This is a genomic window from Candidatus Pantoea multigeneris, assembly GCF_011752615.1.
Classification (GTDB): Bacteria; Pseudomonadota; Gammaproteobacteria; order Enterobacterales; family Enterobacteriaceae; genus Pantoea; species Pantoea multigeneris.
On the sequence record NZ_VWXF01000018.1, the window covers coordinates 11,752 to 26,203 of the forward strand.

Annotated in this window: 30 protein-coding genes; 1 reads left to right on the plus strand and 29 read right to left on the minus strand. The window is 50.2% G+C overall.

Annotated features, from left to right (window positions below; translation table 11 throughout):
• Positions 1-4: 4 nt before the first annotated feature.
• The 26 genes from rpsD to rpsJ form a co-directional block, all read right to left on the minus strand.
• Positions 5-625: a 30S ribosomal protein S4 gene (rpsD, locus tag F3J40_RS24120; protein WP_017345838.1), complete on the minus strand. Its 621-nt coding sequence runs from the start codon at positions 623-625 to the stop codon at positions 5-7.
• 32 nt (positions 626-657) lie between these two features.
• A complete protein-coding gene (gene rpsK, locus F3J40_RS24125; protein WP_004160563.1) occupies positions 658-1,047 on the minus strand; it encodes a 30S ribosomal protein S11 in 390 nt (129 codons plus the stop codon).
• A 16-nt stretch (positions 1,048-1,063) separates the two neighbouring features.
• Entirely contained in the window at positions 1,064-1,420 is a 357-nt protein-coding gene (gene rpsM, locus F3J40_RS24130; RefSeq protein ID WP_017345839.1) for a 30S ribosomal protein S13, read from the minus strand.
• Between the two features lie 146 nt (positions 1,421-1,566).
• A complete protein-coding gene (gene rpmJ, locus F3J40_RS24135) occupies positions 1,567-1,683 on the minus strand; it encodes a 50S ribosomal protein L36 (RefSeq protein WP_004160566.1) in 117 nt (38 codons plus the stop codon).
• Positions 1,684-1,715: 32 nt separating this feature from the next.
• A complete protein-coding gene (gene secY, locus F3J40_RS24140; RefSeq protein WP_167018686.1) occupies positions 1,716-3,047 on the minus strand; it encodes a preprotein translocase subunit SecY in 1,332 nt (443 codons plus the stop codon).
• 7 nt (positions 3,048-3,054) lie between these two features.
• Entirely contained in the window at positions 3,055-3,489 is a 435-nt protein-coding gene (gene rplO, locus F3J40_RS24145; protein WP_017345841.1) for a 50S ribosomal protein L15, read from the minus strand.
• 3 nt (positions 3,490-3,492) lie between these two features.
• Positions 3,493-3,672 (minus strand): 50S ribosomal protein L30, encoded by a 180-nt coding sequence (gene rpmD, locus F3J40_RS24150; RefSeq protein WP_017345842.1) that lies wholly within the window; start codon positions 3,670-3,672, stop codon positions 3,493-3,495.
• Between the two features lie 5 nt (positions 3,673-3,677).
• Positions 3,678-4,178, minus strand: coding sequence for a 30S ribosomal protein S5 (rpsE, locus tag F3J40_RS24155; protein WP_017345843.1), 501 nt, complete (start codon positions 4,176-4,178; stop codon positions 3,678-3,680).
• Between the two features lie 14 nt (positions 4,179-4,192).
• Positions 4,193-4,546, minus strand: a complete 354-nt coding sequence (gene rplR / locus F3J40_RS24160) for a 50S ribosomal protein L18 (protein WP_017345844.1) — start codon at positions 4,544-4,546, stop codon at positions 4,193-4,195.
• Positions 4,547-4,555: 9 nt separating this feature from the next.
• Positions 4,556-5,089, minus strand: coding sequence for a 50S ribosomal protein L6 (rplF, locus tag F3J40_RS24165; RefSeq protein ID WP_017345845.1), 534 nt, complete (start codon positions 5,087-5,089; stop codon positions 4,556-4,558).
• A 13-nt stretch (positions 5,090-5,102) separates the two neighbouring features.
• Complete coding sequence (gene rpsH / locus F3J40_RS24170; protein ID WP_017345846.1) at positions 5,103-5,495, minus strand: 30S ribosomal protein S8; 393 nt, start codon at positions 5,493-5,495, stop codon at positions 5,103-5,105.
• A 30-nt stretch (positions 5,496-5,525) separates the two neighbouring features.
• The gene (gene rpsN / locus F3J40_RS24175) at positions 5,526-5,831 is read right to left on the minus strand and encodes a 30S ribosomal protein S14 (RefSeq protein ID WP_017345847.1); all 306 of its coding nucleotides are present in this window, start codon (positions 5,829-5,831) and stop codon (positions 5,526-5,528) included.
• Between the two features lie 13 nt (positions 5,832-5,844).
• Positions 5,845-6,384, minus strand: coding sequence for a 50S ribosomal protein L5 (gene rplE, locus F3J40_RS24180; RefSeq protein WP_017345848.1), 540 nt, complete (start codon positions 6,382-6,384; stop codon positions 5,845-5,847).
• Positions 6,385-6,398: 14 nt separating this feature from the next.
• Positions 6,399-6,713, minus strand: a complete 315-nt coding sequence (rplX, locus tag F3J40_RS24185) for a 50S ribosomal protein L24 (protein WP_017345849.1) — start codon at positions 6,711-6,713, stop codon at positions 6,399-6,401.
• A 10-nt stretch (positions 6,714-6,723) separates the two neighbouring features.
• Positions 6,724-7,095 carry a 50S ribosomal protein L14 gene (gene rplN, locus F3J40_RS24190; RefSeq protein WP_006120590.1) on the minus strand — a complete coding sequence of 124 codons (372 nt, stop codon included), beginning with the start codon at positions 7,093-7,095 and terminating at the stop codon, positions 6,724-6,726.
• A gap of 168 nt (positions 7,096-7,263) precedes the next feature.
• Positions 7,264-7,518, minus strand: a complete 255-nt coding sequence (gene rpsQ, locus F3J40_RS24195; protein ID WP_017345850.1) for a 30S ribosomal protein S17 — start codon at positions 7,516-7,518, stop codon at positions 7,264-7,266.
• On the minus strand, positions 7,518-7,706 hold the full coding sequence (gene rpmC, locus F3J40_RS24200) for a 50S ribosomal protein L29 (RefSeq protein WP_017345851.1): 189 nt from the start codon (positions 7,704-7,706) through the stop codon (positions 7,518-7,520). The genes rpsQ and rpmC overlap by 1 nt, the downstream gene beginning before the upstream one ends.
• Positions 7,706-8,116 carry a 50S ribosomal protein L16 gene (gene rplP, locus F3J40_RS24205; protein ID WP_015962145.1) on the minus strand — a complete coding sequence of 137 codons (411 nt, stop codon included), beginning with the start codon at positions 8,114-8,116 and terminating at the stop codon, positions 7,706-7,708. The genes rpmC and rplP overlap by 1 nt, the downstream gene beginning before the upstream one ends.
• A gap of 11 nt (positions 8,117-8,127) precedes the next feature.
• Positions 8,128-8,826, minus strand: a complete 699-nt coding sequence (rpsC, locus tag F3J40_RS24210) for a 30S ribosomal protein S3 (RefSeq protein ID WP_017345852.1) — start codon at positions 8,824-8,826, stop codon at positions 8,128-8,130.
• Positions 8,827-8,843: 17 nt separating this feature from the next.
• A complete protein-coding gene (gene rplV / locus F3J40_RS24215; protein WP_017345853.1) occupies positions 8,844-9,176 on the minus strand; it encodes a 50S ribosomal protein L22 in 333 nt (110 codons plus the stop codon).
• 14 nt (positions 9,177-9,190) lie between these two features.
• Complete coding sequence (rpsS, locus tag F3J40_RS24220) at positions 9,191-9,469, minus strand: 30S ribosomal protein S19 (RefSeq protein WP_004929772.1); 279 nt, start codon at positions 9,467-9,469, stop codon at positions 9,191-9,193.
• A 16-nt stretch (positions 9,470-9,485) separates the two neighbouring features.
• The gene (rplB, locus tag F3J40_RS24225) at positions 9,486-10,307 is read right to left on the minus strand and encodes a 50S ribosomal protein L2 (protein ID WP_017345854.1); all 822 of its coding nucleotides are present in this window, start codon (positions 10,305-10,307) and stop codon (positions 9,486-9,488) included.
• Positions 10,308-10,324: 17 nt separating this feature from the next.
• The gene (rplW, locus tag F3J40_RS24230) at positions 10,325-10,627 is read right to left on the minus strand and encodes a 50S ribosomal protein L23 (protein WP_010618574.1); all 303 of its coding nucleotides are present in this window, start codon (positions 10,625-10,627) and stop codon (positions 10,325-10,327) included.
• Positions 10,624-11,229 carry a 50S ribosomal protein L4 gene (gene rplD, locus F3J40_RS24235; protein ID WP_017345855.1) on the minus strand — a complete coding sequence of 202 codons (606 nt, stop codon included), beginning with the start codon at positions 11,227-11,229 and terminating at the stop codon, positions 10,624-10,626. Before rplD ends, rplW begins: the two co-directional genes overlap by 4 nt.
• A 10-nt stretch (positions 11,230-11,239) precedes the next feature.
• Complete coding sequence (gene rplC, locus F3J40_RS24240) at positions 11,240-11,863, minus strand: 50S ribosomal protein L3 (protein WP_017345856.1); 624 nt, start codon at positions 11,861-11,863, stop codon at positions 11,240-11,242.
• A gap of 32 nt (positions 11,864-11,895) precedes the next feature.
• A complete protein-coding gene (gene rpsJ / locus F3J40_RS24245) occupies positions 11,896-12,207 on the minus strand; it encodes a 30S ribosomal protein S10 (RefSeq protein ID WP_017345857.1) in 312 nt (103 codons plus the stop codon).
• 387 nt (positions 12,208-12,594) lie between these two features.
• Between rpsJ and F3J40_RS24250 the strand changes: the two genes are divergently transcribed.
• The gene (locus tag F3J40_RS24250; protein WP_167018688.1) at positions 12,595-13,377 is read left to right on the plus strand and encodes a prepilin peptidase; all 783 of its coding nucleotides are present in this window, start codon (positions 12,595-12,597) and stop codon (positions 13,375-13,377) included.
• On the opposite strand, the gene bfr is transcribed toward F3J40_RS24250, so the two are convergent.
• From bfr to F3J40_RS24265, 3 genes are all read right to left on the minus strand, one after another.
• Positions 13,361-13,837: a bacterioferritin gene (gene bfr, locus F3J40_RS24255; protein ID WP_167018690.1), complete on the minus strand. Its 477-nt coding sequence runs from the start codon at positions 13,835-13,837 to the stop codon at positions 13,361-13,363. The genes F3J40_RS24250 and bfr overlap by 17 nt on opposite strands.
• A 90-nt stretch (positions 13,838-13,927) precedes the next feature.
• Positions 13,928-14,122 carry a bacterioferritin-associated ferredoxin gene (gene bfd / locus F3J40_RS24260; protein WP_017345860.1) on the minus strand — a complete coding sequence of 65 codons (195 nt, stop codon included), beginning with the start codon at positions 14,120-14,122 and terminating at the stop codon, positions 13,928-13,930.
• Between the two features lie 178 nt (positions 14,123-14,300).
• Positions 14,301-14,452: EF-Tu C-terminal domain-related protein (locus tag F3J40_RS24265; RefSeq protein WP_084798772.1), on the minus strand; the 152-nt coding region annotated here is incomplete at its 5' end.

Below are 14,452 nucleotides of genomic sequence, written 5' to 3' on the forward strand. Positions count from 1 at the left end.
AGCCTTACTTGGAGTAAAGCTCGACGATCAGGTGTTCGTTAATGTCGGCTGACAGATCAGTACGTTCAGGTTTACGCTTGAACACACCTTCCATCTTAGTCGCATCAACTTCCAGCCAGGTTGGCTTTTCACGCTGTTCAGCCAGCTCCAGAGCGGCCTTCACGCGAGCTTGCTTTTTGGCTTTCTCACGGATGCTAACAACATCGTTCGGAGATACCTGATAAGAAGCGATGTTAACAACGCGACCGTTCACCAGAATTGACTTATGGCTTACCAGCTGACGTGATTCAGCACGGGTAGCACCAAAGCCCATACGATAAACTACGTTATCCAGACGGCCTTCCAGCAGAGCTAACAGGTTTTCACCGGTGTTGCCTTTCAGACGTGCTGCTTCTTTGTAGTAGTTGCGGAACTGACGTTCCAGCACGCCGTAGATACGACGAACTTTTTGTTTTTCACGCAACTGACCGCCGTAGTCAGACAGACGCGGTTTACGCGCACCATGCTGGCCAGGGGCTTGTTCAATTTTACACTTGGAATCGATCGCGCGAACGCCAGACTTAAGGAATAAGTCGGTGCCCTCACGACGGCTCAGCTTGAGCTTAGGACCCAAATATCTTGCCATTTTCTTTCTCCACTATCCTAAAAAACGGGGCGTTATACGCGACGTTTTTTCGGCGGACGACAACCGTTATGAGGGATAGGAGTCACATCAGTAATGTTAGTGATGCGGAAACCTGCTGCGTTCAGAGCACGAATAGTTGATTCGCGACCTGGACCCGGCCCTTTAACCATAACTTCCAGGTTCTTAATACCGTAATCTTTTACCGCTTCTGCACAGCGCTCTGCAGCAACCTGAGCAGCGAATGGAGTAGATTTACGTGAACCGCGGAAACCGGAACCACCGGCGGTTGCCCAACCCAGTGCGTTACCCTGACGATCAGTAATGGTAACGATGGTGTTGTTAAAAGACGCATGGACATGAGCCACGCCGTCTGAGACTTGTTTTCTTACACGCTTACGTGCACGAACTGGTGCCTTTGCCATTATTTACTCACCCCGATTATTTCTTGATCGGTTTACGCGGACCCTTACGGGTACGTGCGTTGGTCTTGGTACGCTGACCGCGAACCGGCAGACCACGACGATGGCGCAAACCACGGTAGCAACCAAGGTCCATAAGACGCTTGATGCTCAGGGTGATTTCACGGCGCAGATCACCTTCAACAACGAATTTCGCAACTGCTTCACGCAGCTGTTCAATTTGTTCTTCAGACAGCTCACTGATCTTAACATCTTCAGCAATACCCGTTGAAGCGCAGATGGCTTTAGAACGAGTCTTGCCGATACCGAAGATCGAAGTTAATGCGATAACGGTATGTTTCTGATCAGGAATGTTAATGCCTGCTATACGGGCCACTATGCACTCCTATTATTTAACAAGTACGTACCATGCTGAAAAGCCCGTTTTCAGGATACTCAAATGGACACGTACTGACATACAAAAGATTGGCTGGCTAATCTAGCCAGCTCAACCCGACTTTGCAAGAAAAATATGCGACTAAATCAGCCTTGGCGCTGTTTATGCTTAGGCTCGGCGCTGCAAATCACACGTACGACACCGTCGCGACGGATGATTTTGCAGTTACGACATAATTTCTTGACGGAAGCACGAACTTTCATTTTTACTCTCCGTAACTTCTCAAGCGCCTGAATTAACGGCCGTAGCCTTTCAGGTTAGCTTTCTTCAATGCAGACTCGTACTGACTTGACATCATCAAAGTTTGCACTTGAGCCATAAAGTCCATGATGACGACCACTACGATGAGCAGTGAAGTACCGCCAAAGTAGAAGGGAACCTTCATGGCATCACGCATGAACTCCGGGATCAGGCAGATAAAGGTAATATACAGCGCACCGATTAAGGTTAAACGCGTCATTACTTTATCGATATACTTCGCCGTTTGCTCTCCCGGACGAATTCCCGGTACGAATGCACCAGACTTCTTCAGGTTATCTGCTGTTTCACGCGGGTTGAAAACCAACGCCGTATAGAAGAAACAGAAGAAGATGATCGCAGTCGCATAGAGTAGCACATAAAGCGGCTGTCCTGGCTGCAAATACAGCGAAATAGTTGTCAGCCAGTTCCAACCGGTACCGCCCCCGAACCAGGATGCTATCGTCGCCGGGAACAGAATTATACTGGAGGCGAAGATTGCTGGGATAACCCCGGCCATGTTCACTTTCAGCGGCAAATGTGTGCTCTGTGCAGCGTAAACACGACGACCTTGCTGACGCTTAGCGTAGTTCACCACAATGCGGCGTTGACCACGTTCTACGTAAACAACGAAGAAGGTTACTGCAAATACGAGAACTGCAACCAACAGTAACACGAGGAAGTTCAGGTCGCCTTGCCGCGCTTGCTCGATGGTATGGCCAATGGCCGGCGGCAGACCCGCAACAATACCCGCGAAGATAATGATCGAGATACCGTTACCGATACCACGTTCAGTAATCTGTTCGCCCAGCCACATCAGGAACATTGTCCCGGTAACCAGACTCACAACAGCGGTAAAGTAGAAAGCAAAGCCCGGATTAATTACCAGGCCCTGCATTCCAGGCATATTCGGTAAGCCGGTAGCGATACCGACAGACTGAAAAACACCCAATACCAGCGTGCCGTAACGGGTGTACTGGCTAATCTTGCGACGGCCAGCCTCCCCTTCTTTCTTGATCTCTGCCAGGGCGGGATGAACCACCGTAAGCAGCTGGATAATAATCGATGCCGAAATGTACGGCATGATACCCAGAGCAAAAATAGAAGCACGACTGAGTGCACCACCAGAGAACATGTTAAACATTTCAATGATGGTGCCCTGCTGTTGTTCAAGCAGTTTGGCAAGTACAGTGGCATCGATACCAGGGATTGGAATAAAAGAGCCAATTCGGAAGACAATCAGTGCACCGATCACAAACAGCAGTCTGCGCTTCAGTTCACCAAATCCACCTTTGGCACTTTGAAAATCTAATCCTGGTTGCTTTGCCATCTGCTACTTATTCCTCAATTTTACCGCCAGCAGCTTCGATTGCAGCACGAGCACCTTTGGTGACACGCAGGCCGCGAATCGTTACCGGTGCAGTAACTTCACCAGACAGAATCACTTTAACGAATTCGATCTGAACACCAACAATGTTGGCAGCTTTCAGTGAATTCAGGTCAACGATACCGCCTTCAATTTTCGCCAGATCAGACAGACGCACTTCAGTGGTCACGAATGATTTGCGAGAAGTGAAACCGAACTTCGGCAGACGACGGTACAGAGGCATCTGACCACCCTCGAAACCGCGACGTACGCCACCGCCAGAACGAGAGTTCTGACCTTTGTGACCACGACCACCGGTTTTACCGAGGCCAGAACCGATACCACGACCCAGACGTTTACCCGCCTGCTTCGAGCCTTCAGCCGGAGACAGAGTATTTAAACGCATCTCTTACTCCTCCACTTTAACCATGTAGTAAACTGCGTTAACCATACCGCGCACTGCTGGCGTGTCTTCACGCTCAACGGTATGACCAATACGACGCAGACCCAGGCCAACCAGTGTGGCTTTATGCTTAGGCAGACGGCCGATTGAACTGCGGGTTTGAGTAATTTTAATAGTCTTAGCCATGGTGATTACCCCGTAATATCTTCAACGGATTTACCACGCTTGGCAGCGACCATTTCTGGAGAATTCATGTTGCCCAGGCCATCGATAGTTGCACGAACCACGTTAATCGGGTTAGTAGAACCATACGCTTTAGCCAGTACGTTATGAACTCCAGCGACTTCCAGAACGGCGCGCATTGCACCACCGGCGATGATACCGGTACCTTCAGAAGCCGGCTGCATGAATACACGAGAACCCGTGTGAGCACCTTTAACAGGGTGCTGCAGGGTGCCGTGATTCAGCGCGACATTAATCATGTTGCGACGGGCTTTTTCCATCGCTTTCTGGATCGCTGCTGGAACTTCACGCGCTTTACCGTAACCAAAACCTACGCGGCCATTACCATCACCCACTACAGTCAGTGCTGTGAAGGAGAAGATACGACCACCTTTAACAGTTTTAGATACACGGTTTACCGCGATCAGTTTTTCCTGCAGTTCGCCAGCTTGTTTCTCGATGTGTGACATCTTAGACCTCTACCTTAGAACTGAAGGCCAGCTTCACGGGCAGCATCTGCCAGTGCCTGGACACGACCATGATATTGGAACCCGGAACGGTCGAAAGAAACATTAGTAATGCCTTTCTCGACAGCGCGCTCAGCCAGAGCTTTACCTACAGCTGCAGCAGCGTCTTTGTTACCGGTGTACTTCAGTTGTTCAGCGATAGCTTTTTCTAGAGTAGAAGCAGCAGCCAGAACTTCAGAACCGTTCGGGGCGATCACCTGTGCGTAAATGTGACGCGGGGTACGATGTACCACCAGGCGAGTAGCACCCAGCTCTTTGAGCTTGCGACGTGCACGGGTCGCACGACGGATACGAGCAGATTTCTTATCCATAGTGTTACCTTACTTCTTCTTAGCCTCTTTGATACGCACGACTTCGTCGGCGTAACGAACACCCTTGCCTTTGTAAGGCTCAGGACGACGGTAGGCGCGCAGATCTGCTGCAACCTGACCAACCACCTGCTTATCAGCGCCTTTCAGCACGATTTCAGTCTGGGTTGGGCATTCAGCAGTGATGCCGGCCGGCAGCGCGTGGTCAACAGGGTGAGAGAAGCCCAGGGCCAAGCTCACAGAGTTGCCTTTTACTGCTGCACGATAACCAACACCAACCAGCTGCAGCTTCTTAGTGAAGCCTTCGGTAACACCGATAACCATTGAGTTAACCAGCGCACGAGCGGTACCGGCCTGAGCCCAACCATCCGCGCGGCCTTCACGTGGACCAAAAGTCACAACGTTATCAGCTACGGTTACAACAACGGCATCATTGATAGTACGAGTCAGCTCGCCGTTTTTACCTTTAGTCGAAATTACCTGACCGTTGAGTTTTACCTCTACGCCGGCAGGAACAACGACAGGTGCTTTAGCAACACGAGACATGTTTTTCCTCCGATTACGCTACGTAGCAGATAATTTCGCCACCAAGGCCAGCCTGGCGTGCGGCACGATCAGTCATAACACCTTTAGATGTAGAAACTACAGCGATGCCCAGACCAGCCATTACTTTTGGCAGCTCATCTTTTTTCTTATAGATGCGCAGACCTGGACGACTAACACGCTGAATGCTTTCTACAACAGCCTTGCCCTGGAAATACTTAAGTGTCAGTTCCAGTTCAGACTTGATGTCACCATCAACTTTAAATTCTTCAATATAACCTTCTTCTTTCAGAACGTTGGCAATTGCCACTTTCAGCTTAGAGGAAGGCATGGTGACCGCAACTTTGTTCGCGGCCTGACCGTTACGGATACGGGTCAGCATATCCGCGATCGGATCTTGCATGCTCATCTGTCTTTACTCCCGTGATTCTATTGGTAATTACCAGCTAGCCTTTTTCAAGCCAGGTACTTCACCGCGCATGGCGGCTTCACGCAACTTGATACGGCTCAACCCGAATTTGCCCACATAACCATGTGGACGGCCAGTTTGGCGGCAGCGGTTACGCTGACGAGACGGGCTGGAATCACGCGGCAGAGTTTGCAGCTTGAGAACAGCATTCCAACGATCTTCGTCGGATGAGTTCACACTTGAAATGATAGCTTTCAGTTCCTCACGTTTAGCGCGGTACTTATCAGCCAGTTTCACGCGAGTGACTTCGCGTGCTTTCATTGATTGCTTAGCCATCAGTAACCCTGCCTTACTTGCGGAACGGGAAGTTAAAAGCAGCCAACAGTGCGCGGCCTTCATCATCAGATTTCGCAGTAGTGGTAATGGTAATATCCAAACCACGAACACGATCGACTTTATCGTAGTCGATTTCTGGGAAGATGATCTGCTCACGAACACCCATGCTGTAGTTTCCACGGCCGTCGAAAGACTTAGCGGACAAGCCACGGAAGTCACGGATACGTGGAACAGCAATAGTGATCAGACGCTCAAAGAACTCCCACATGCGTTCGCCACGCAGAGTTACTTTACAGCCGATCGGATAGCCCTGACGGATTTTGAAGCCTGCAACTGATTTGCGTGCTTTGGTGACCAGCGGTTTTTGACCGGAGATTGCTGCCAGGTCTGCTGCTGCGTTTTCCAGCAGTTTCTTGTCAGCGATCGCTTCACCAACACCCATGTTCAGGGTGATCTTCTCGACCCGAGGGACTTGCATGACAGAATTGTAGCCAAACTCTGTCATGAGTTTCTGGACTACTTCGTCTTTGTAGTAATCATGCAGTTTCGCCATCGTACTACTCCAAATTACTTGATAGTTTCGCTGTTAGACTTGAAGAAACGGACTTTTTTGCCGTCTTCGAATCTAAAGCCTACACGGTCAGCCTTACCGGTTGCCGCATTGAAGATTGCAACGTTAGAAACCTGAATTGCAGCTTCTTTCTCAACGATGCCACCTGGTTGGTTCAGAGCCGGAACCGGCTTCTGATGTTTTTTCACCAGGTTAATGCCTTCAACGATAACTTTGCCAGAAGACAGAACATTCTTTACTTTACCGCGCTTACCTTTGTCTTTACCGGTAAGAACAATAATTTCGTCATTACGACGGATTTTCGCTGCCATTGCTCGCTCCTTAGAGTACTTCTGGTGCCAGAGAGATAATTTTCATGAACTTTTCAGTACGAAGTTCACGAGTTACCGGCCCAAAAATACGCGTACCGATAGGCTGCTCGCTGTTATTGTTTAAAATAACGCATGCATTACCATCGAAGCGAATGACAGAACCGTCCGGGCGACGAACACCCTTCCTGGTGCGCACCACTACCGCCTTCAGGACATCACCTTTCTTAACTTTACCACGTGGAATTGCTTCCTTGATGGTAACTTTAATGATGTCGCCGACGCCTGCGTAGCGACGGTGCGAGCCACCCAGAACCTTGATACACATTACGCGACGTGCACCGGAGTTGTCGGCGACGTTCAGCATAGTCTGTTCTTGGATCATTTTAGTGCTCCGCTAATGTCAACTACTACTTCGGGACCCAAAACCTCAGGTCGTTAAAAAGCCCAAATTTGAGGGCGCGGCATTATAACACCGGTTCTCGCATATGGGTAGAAAAAATGAACGGCTCAGAAGAGCCGTTCATTCTGTTTTTTCAGAGCGCTGATTCTATTACAGAACCGCTTTCTCTACAACGCGAACCAGAGCCCAAGACTTAGTCTTAGATACTGGACGGGTTTCGCGGATTTCTACCACGTCACCAATTCCACACTCGTTGTTCTCGTCATGGATGTGCAGCTTAGTCGTACGCTTGATGAATTTACCGTAGATCGGATGCTTCACAACACGTTCGATAGCAACAACTGCAGATTTCTGCATTTTGTCACTAACAACACGACCCTGCAGAGTACGGATTTTATCGGTCATTACGCCGCCTTCTCAGTCAGTAAAGTCTTAACACGTGCAACATCACGACGCACCTGTTTCAGCAGATGGGTCTGCTGCAGCTGGCCAGATGCTGCCTGCATGCGCAGGTTAAACTGCTCACGCAGCAGGTTCAGCAGCTCAGCGTTCAGCTCTTCAACGCTTTTTTCACGCAGCTCAGTTGCTTTCATTACATCACCGTCTTAGTTACAAAGGTGGTTTTGATAGGCAGTTTTGCTGCTGCCAGCTTGAATGCCTCACGGGCCAGCTCTTCTGATACGCCGTCCATTTCATACAGGACTTTACCAGGCTGGATCAGGGCAACCCAATACTCCACGTTACCCTTACCTTTACCCATACGGACTTCCAGCGGCTTCTCGGTGATCGGTTTGTCCGGGAATACACGGATCCAGATCTTACCTTGACGCTTAACTGCACGGGTCATAGCACGACGTGCTGCTTCAATCTGACGTGCAGTCAGACGACCACGGCCAACAGCTTTCAGACCGAAAGTACCGAAGCTAACATCCGTACCCTGCGCCAGACCACGGTTGCGGCCTTTGTGCACTTTACGGAATTTCGTACGCTTTGGTTGTAACATCGCGACTCTCCTTACTTACGGCCTTTACGCTGCTGCTTTTTAGGTTGAGCAGCCGGTTCCGGTTGTTCAACAGCAGCCATACCACCCAGGATCTCGCCTTTGAAGATCCATACCTTAACGCCGATTACACCATAAGTGGTGTGCGCTTCAGAGGTGTTGTAGTCAATGTCAGCACGCAGAGTGTGCAATGGCACGCGACCTTCACGGTACCATTCGGTACGTGCGATCTCGGCACCGCCCAGACGGCCACTAACTTCAACTTTAATACCCTTCGCGCCCAGACGCATTGCGTTCTGTACAGCACGCTTCATAGCACGACGGAACATCACACGACGCTCCAGCTGTGAAGTGATGCTGTCAGCAACCAATTTAGCGTCCAGTTCCGGCTTACGGACTTCGGCGATGTTGATCTGCGCAGGTACGCCAGCGATGTTCGCTACGACTGCACGCAGTTTTTCTACGTCTTCACCTTTCTTACCGATAACGATACCAGGGCGAGCGGTGTGAATGGTCACACGGATGCTCTTAGCTGGACGCTCGATAACGATGCGTGAAACTGACGCTTTAGCCAGTTCTTTGTTCAAGAACTGACGTACTTTAAAATCGCTGTCCAGGTTGTCAGCGAATTCATTGGTGTTCGCAAACCAGGTTGAATTCCATGGTTTTACAATACCCAGGCGAATACCATTAGGATGTACTTTCTGACCCATTGCTAGTCTCCAGAGTCTCAGCGATCGGACACAACCACAGTAATGTGGCTGGTGCGCTTCAGGATGCGATCTGCACGACCTTTAGCACGCGGCATAATGCGCTTCATGCTCGGGCCTGCGTCGACGAAGATTTTCGCGACTTTCAGATCGTCGATGTCTGCGCCATCGTTGTGCTCGGCGTTAGCAATGGCAGATTCCAGAACTTTCTTGACCAACACAGCAGCTTTCTTGTTGGTGTAGGTCAGAATTTCCAGTGCCTGCGACACTTTCTTACCGCGAACCAGATCCGCTACCAGACGTACCTTCTGAGCAGAAGAACGAGCGTGGCGATGTTTAGCGATAGTTTCCATCTCTTCCTCCTGTCTTAGCGTTTCTTAGCTTTCTTATCTGCAGCATGGCCGCGATAAGTACGAGTCGGTGCAAATTCACCCAGTTTGTGGCCGACCATTTCGTCGGAAACAAACACAGGAACGTGCTGACGACCATTATGGACAGCGATGGTCAAACCGATCATGTTAGGGAAGATCGTTGAACGACGGGACCAAGTGCGCAAAGGCTTCTTGTCTCCGCTTTCCACCGCTTTCTCTACCTTCTTCAGCAAGTGCAGGTCAATAAAAGGACCTTTCTTGAGAGAACGTGGCATGGCTTATCCTCTAATATTATTTGCTACGGCGACGTACGATAAACTTATCAGTACGCTTGTTGCTACGGGTCTTCTTACCTTTGGTCTGAACGCCCCACGGAGTTACCGGGTGCTTACCAAAGTTACGACCTTCACCACCACCGTGCGGGTGATCGACTGGGTTCATCGCAGTACCGCGAACGGTAGGACGAACACCACGCCAACGAGTTGCACCAGCTTTACCCAGAACGCGCAGCATGTGCTCAGCGTTGCCGACTTCACCCAGGGTTGCGCGGCAGTCAGCTTCGACTTTACGCATTTCACCTGAACGCAGACGCAGGGTAACGTAAGAACCATCACGCGCAACGATCTGCACGTAAGCACCAGCTGAGCGAGCAATCTGACCGCCTTTGCCTGGTTTCATTTCTACGTTATGCACGGTAGAACCCACTGGGATGTTACGCATCGGCAGGGTGTTACCTGCTTTGATCGCAGCATCAACGCCAGACTGAATCTGGTCGCCAGCTTTCAGGCCTTTAGGGGCCAGGATATAACGGCGCTCACCGTCTTTGTACAGAACCAGTGCGATGTTCGCAGAACGGTTCGGATCGTACTCAAGACGTTCAACAACTGCCGGGATACCATCTTTGTTGCGTTTGAAGTCAACAATACGGTAAGCCTGCTTGTGACCACCACCGATGTGACGAGTGGTGATGCGACCGTTGTTGTTGCGGCCACCGGATTTGCTGTTTTTTTCCAGCAACGGAGCAAAAGGTTTGCCCTTGTGCAGCTCAGGGTTCACCACTTTAACTACGTGACGACGACCCGGAGATGTCGGTTTACATTTAACAACTGCCATTGTCTCTCTCCTCCGACTTACTCAGCGCCGCCGACGAAGTCCAGGTTCTGGCCTTCTTTCAGGGTGACGTAAGCTTTTTTCCAGTCGCTACGACGACCGATACGCTGTCCGTGACGCTTAACTTTACCCTTAACTACCAGGGTGTTTACGTCTTTAACTTCAACTTCGAACAGTTTCTCAACAGCAGCAACGATCTCTGCTTTGGTCGCGTCTTTTGCAACTTTGAGAACGATGGTGTTAGTTTTTTCCATCGCTGTAGATGCTTTTTCAGATACGTGCGGCGCGCGCAGTACTTTCAGCAGACGTTCTTCACGGATCATGCCAGCATCTCCTCAACTTGCTTAACTGCTTCAGCAGTCATAACGACTTTGTCGAAGGCGATCAGGCTAACTGGATCGATGCCTGCTGCATCACGCACGTCAACCTTGTACAGGTTACGAGCAGCCAGGAACAGATTCTCATCCAGTTCACCGGTGATGATCAGCACGTCTTCCAGAGCCATGTCTTTCAGTTTCTGTGCCAGCAGCTTAGTTTTAGGCGCTTCTACAGAGAACGACTCGACAACGATCAGACGATCTTGACGTACCAGTTCGGACAGGATGCTTTTCAGCGCGCCGCGGTACATCTTTTTGTTAACTTTTTGACTGTGGTCCTGTGGACGAGCAGCGAAGGTCACGCCACCTGAACGCCAGATCGGGCTCTTTGCAGAACCTGAACGCGCACGGCCGGTACCTTTCTGGCGCCATGGCTTTTTGCCTGAACCAGTTACTTCAGCACGAGTTTTCTGCGCACGAGTACCCTGACGAGCACCAGCGGCATAAGCAACAACAACCTGGTGAACCAGCGCTTCGTTGAAATCACGACCGAAGGTAGTTTCGGAAACAGTCAGCGCGCTCTGCGCGTCTTTCAGTACTAATTCCATTGCTATCCCCTTACGCCTTCACAGCTGGTTTAACAATCAGGTCACTGCCGGTTGCACCCGGGACAGCACCTTTGACCAGCAGCAGGTTGCGCTCAGCGTCAACACGTACTACGTCCAGGCTCTGAACGGTTACGCGCTCATTACCCAGCTGACCTGCCATTTTCTTGCCTTTGAACACTTTGCCCGGAGTCTGGTTCTGACCGATAGAACCCGGAACGCGGTGTGACAAGGAGTTACCGTGAGTAGCGTCCTGGGTACGGAAGTTCCAGCGCTTAACGGTACCTGCGAAACCTTTACCTTTAGAGGTACCGGTAACGTCTACTTTTTTAACGTCAGCGAAAATTTCAACACTGATGCTCTGGCCAACGGTGAATTCTGCATCAGTGCGGAACTCCCACAGACCACGGCCAGCTTCAACGCCAGCTTTAGCAAAATGACCTGCTTCCGGCTTGCTCACACGGTTTGCTTTTTTAGCACCGGTGGTAACCTGGATAGCCTGGTAACCGTCGTTTTCCAGGCCTTTGACCTGAGTAACACGGTTTGCTTCAACTTCGATTACGGTTACTGGGATTGAAACGCCATCTTCAGTGAAGATGCGAGTCATGCCCACTTTTTTACCGACTAAACCAATCATTGTTTCAACCTCTCAATCGCTCGATGACCTGATTAACCCAGGCTGATCTGCACGTCAACACCGGCAGCCAGATCCAGACGCATCAGAGCATCAACGGTTTTTTCAGTTGGCTCAACGATGTCAATCAGACGCTTGTGAGTGCGGATTTCATACTGGTCACGCGCGTCTTTGTTGACGTGCGGGGAGATCAGTACAGTAAAACGCTCTTTGCGGGTAGGCAGTGGGATTGGACCTACTACCTGCGCACCAGTGCGCTTTGCAGTCTCAACGATTTCCGCAGTTGATTGATCGATCAGACGATGATCAAACGCTTTGAGACGGATACGGATTCTTTGGTTCTTCATGAGACCAGAGCTCCAAACTTTTTATAAACGAAAAGAATTACTACCCGCATCCATTACGATTGATGGAGGAGTGTAATCGTTCAGCATATAACCCCCCAATCGGGAGTATTGTAGGCCGATGCAATATCTGCATCGCCTGCGATTCTGCTCGAATCGCGCCTGACAATATCAGCAGGCCCGCGCATTATACGTAAATCTGCTCAGGAAGCAACCCATGACTGCGATTTTAACGTAGGGAAAAGGTCGCGCTGGTTCACAAACCGGTGAAATTATCAGCAAACCTCAAACATAGCCTGCGCAGCAGGCCGCAGAGTGCAAAACTGCATCATGACAGTAAGCCATCCTCACGGTTAGCCTGCGCAGCATGCTTCCAGATGAGGACTTATTATGCTTCTGATTATCGACATCGTATTGCTGATTACCGGTGCTGCTTTTGGCAGCTTTATCATGCTAGCCAGTTCACGTTACACTCCTTCCGTACTCCCTGAGCACTGGCTTTACACCGCCAGTTTACCGGCTTCACGCTGCGATGATTGCCAGCAAGTATTACGCTGGTTTGAACTCGTGCCGGTGATAAGCTGGTTATGCCTGGCTGGACGCTGCCGTTATTGCTGCCAGAGAATCCCCGCTGCTCTACCCCTGACCGAGATTTTCTGCGCTTTGTTGTTTGTCACCTTGCCAGCTCTGGGCTTTCAACCATCCGCGATTGCGCTACTCATTGTCGCCAGCGCACTGCTTCTACTTCTGAGCCGGATAGATTTACGCTGGCAATTGCTCCCGGATGTTCTAACCTACCCCCTGCTCTGGCTTGGGTTAGTCTTTTCTCTACTCACTTCCGATCTCCCCTCCCCTACTTCCGCTATCCTTGGGGCACTCGTGGGTTATCTTTCGCTATGGCTTATTGCCCGGTTTTATCGGCTTATCCGCGGGGTTCATGGTCTGGGCTATGGAGATATGAAGTTGTTTGCCGCTCTGGGAGCATGGAATGGAGTGGAATGCTTAGGGCTGATTGCGGTAATCGCCGCAATAGGCGCTTTACTGAGCCATGCCATGTCTCTGCTGGCAGGACGGAAATGCAACCATTATAGCCCGCAACCTTTTGGCCCCTGGCTTGCGGTTGCAGGCTCGATAACGTTCTTCTGGCAACAGCTGGTTACTCCTCTTCCCTGATTTGCGCCTGGAGATAGTTCTGAATGCCCATTTTTTCGATCAGCTCCAGTTCCGTCTCTAACCAGTCGATATGGCCTTCTTCCTCAGCGAGGATTTCAATCATCATGTCACGGCTGACGTAGTCGTGGACTTTATCCGCGTGGGCGATCGCATCACGCAGATCCTTTGCCCCTTCCAGCTCTAGCTTCAAATCTGAGCTCAGCATTTCCGGTACATCTTCACCAATGCGTAAGCGCCCAAGGTCTTGTAAGTTTGGAATGCCTTCGAGAAACAAAATACGCTCAATGTACTTATCGGCGTGCTTCATTTCATCGATGGACTCATGGTATTCGACATCGTTAAGGCGTTTCAGGCCCCAGTTTTTGAACATGCGTGCATGCAGGAAATACTGGTTGATGGCGACCAGCTCGTTCCCGAGCAACTTGTTCAGATGACCGACTATTTTAACATCACCTTTCATTTTGCTTCCTCCGCTTCCAGATGATCAAATCGTAGATGCGGATAAAAAGAAGTCAAAAAAACATGACAAATTTTGTGGTTATTGCGGCAGTCAGGCTATCTCTTTATAGAGCGGTGCATCTTGTAATTCGTCTTCCATGATTTCTCGTGCAAAGCGCACACACTTGCCACACTGCTTGCCAATGGGCACCAGTTGGCGCAGATGCTGGATAGTTTTTGGCTGGTAACGACGAACAACTTCGCGGAGGGATTTTTCACTTACTGCGTGGCACAGACAGACGTACATTTACTGCTTACCTCAGTACAATTAATGATCAAATTGTAGATGAGAATGGTTTCCATTTCAATCCTGGTAATTGTAGGGTTATCGTCTTGTGGCTTTTAAAAAACCAAAAAAAAGAGAGCACCGAAGTGCTCTCTTTTCAGCTCAGATGGCAGCTTACACCGCCATCCGGTTAGCGCAATTAAGCGATAACTGAAGCAACAACGCCTGCACCAACGGTACGGCCGCCTTCGCGGATTGCGAAGCGCAGACCCTGGTCCATCGCGATTGGGTGGATCAAGGTAACAACCATTTTGATGTTGTCGCCTGGCATTACCATCTCAACGCCTTCTG

What these genes read in the sequence shown, in the direction of transcription:
- rpmJ (WP_004160566.1), bottom strand. Translation starts at nt 1,683, where the DNA reads ATGAAAGTTCGTGCTTCCGTCAAGAAATTATGTCGTAACTGCAAAATC.
- rpsC (WP_017345852.1), bottom strand. Translation starts at nt 8,826, where the DNA reads ATGGGTCAGAAAGTACATCCTAATGGTATTCGCCTGGGTATTGTAAAA.
- bfr (WP_167018690.1), bottom strand. Translation starts at nt 13,837, where the DNA reads ATGAAAGGTGATGTTAAAATAGTCGGTCATCTGAACAAGTTGCTCGGG.
- rplF (WP_017345845.1), bottom strand. Translation starts at nt 5,089, where the DNA reads ATGTCTCGTGTTGCTAAAGCACCTGTCGTTGTTCCTGCCGGCGTAGAG.
- rplX (WP_017345849.1), bottom strand. Translation starts at nt 6,713, where the DNA reads ATGGCAGCGAAAATCCGTCGTAATGACGAAATTATTGTTCTTACCGGT.
- rplP (WP_015962145.1), bottom strand. Translation starts at nt 8,116, where the DNA reads ATGTTACAACCAAAGCGTACGAAATTCCGTAAAGTGCACAAAGGCCGC.
- rpsK (WP_004160563.1), bottom strand. Translation starts at nt 1,047, where the DNA reads ATGGCAAAGGCACCAGTTCGTGCACGTAAGCGTGTAAGAAAACAAGTC.
- rpmD (WP_017345842.1), bottom strand. Translation starts at nt 3,672, where the DNA reads ATGGCTAAGACTATTAAAATTACTCAAACCCGCAGTTCAATCGGCCGT.
- rplN (WP_006120590.1), bottom strand. Translation starts at nt 7,095, where the DNA reads ATGATCCAAGAACAGACTATGCTGAACGTCGCCGACAACTCCGGTGCA.
- rplO (WP_017345841.1), bottom strand. Translation starts at nt 3,489, where the DNA reads ATGCGTTTAAATACTCTGTCTCCGGCTGAAGGCTCGAAGCAGGCGGGT.
- rplW (WP_010618574.1), bottom strand. Translation starts at nt 10,627, where the DNA reads ATGATCCGTGAAGAACGTCTGCTGAAAGTACTGCGCGCGCCGCACGTA.
- rpsN (WP_017345847.1), bottom strand. Translation starts at nt 5,831, where the DNA reads ATGGCTAAGCAATCAATGAAAGCACGCGAAGTCACTCGCGTGAAACTG.
- secY (WP_167018686.1), bottom strand. Translation starts at nt 3,047, where the DNA reads ATGGCAAAGCAACCAGGATTAGATTTTCAAAGTGCCAAAGGTGGATTT.
- rpsH (WP_017345846.1), bottom strand. Translation starts at nt 5,495, where the DNA reads ATGAGCATGCAAGATCCGATCGCGGATATGCTGACCCGTATCCGTAAC.
- rplR (WP_017345844.1), bottom strand. Translation starts at nt 4,546, where the DNA reads ATGGATAAGAAATCTGCTCGTATCCGTCGTGCGACCCGTGCACGTCGC.
- rplC (WP_017345856.1), bottom strand. Translation starts at nt 11,863, where the DNA reads ATGATTGGTTTAGTCGGTAAAAAAGTGGGCATGACTCGCATCTTCACT.
- rpsE (WP_017345843.1), bottom strand. Translation starts at nt 4,178, where the DNA reads ATGTCACACATCGAGAAACAAGCTGGCGAACTGCAGGAAAAACTGATC.
- rplB (WP_017345854.1), bottom strand. Translation starts at nt 10,307, where the DNA reads ATGGCAGTTGTTAAATGTAAACCGACATCTCCGGGTCGTCGTCACGTA.
- rpsD (WP_017345838.1), bottom strand. Translation starts at nt 625, where the DNA reads ATGGCAAGATATTTGGGTCCTAAGCTCAAGCTGAGCCGTCGTGAGGGC.
- rplD (WP_017345855.1), bottom strand. Translation starts at nt 11,229, where the DNA reads ATGGAATTAGTACTGAAAGACGCGCAGAGCGCGCTGACTGTTTCCGAA.
- bfd (WP_017345860.1), bottom strand. Translation starts at nt 14,122, where the DNA reads ATGTACGTCTGTCTGTGCCACGCAGTAAGTGAAAAATCCCTCCGCGAA.
- rpsQ (WP_017345850.1), bottom strand. Translation starts at nt 7,518, where the DNA reads ATGACCGATAAAATCCGTACTCTGCAGGGTCGTGTTGTTAGTGACAAA.
- rplE (WP_017345848.1), bottom strand. Translation starts at nt 6,384, where the DNA reads ATGGCGAAACTGCATGATTACTACAAAGACGAAGTAGTCCAGAAACTC.
- rpsS (WP_004929772.1), bottom strand. Translation starts at nt 9,469, where the DNA reads ATGCCACGTTCTCTCAAGAAAGGTCCTTTTATTGACCTGCACTTGCTG.
- rpsJ (WP_017345857.1), bottom strand. Translation starts at nt 12,207, where the DNA reads ATGAAGAACCAAAGAATCCGTATCCGTCTCAAAGCGTTTGATCATCGT.
- F3J40_RS24250 (WP_167018688.1), top strand. Translation starts at nt 12,595, where the DNA reads ATGCTTCTGATTATCGACATCGTATTGCTGATTACCGGTGCTGCTTTT.
- rpmC (WP_017345851.1), bottom strand. Translation starts at nt 7,706, where the DNA reads ATGAAAGCAACTGAGCTGCGTGAAAAAAGCGTTGAAGAGCTGAACGCT.
- rplV (WP_017345853.1), bottom strand. Translation starts at nt 9,176, where the DNA reads ATGGAAACTATCGCTAAACATCGCCACGCTCGTTCTTCTGCTCAGAAG.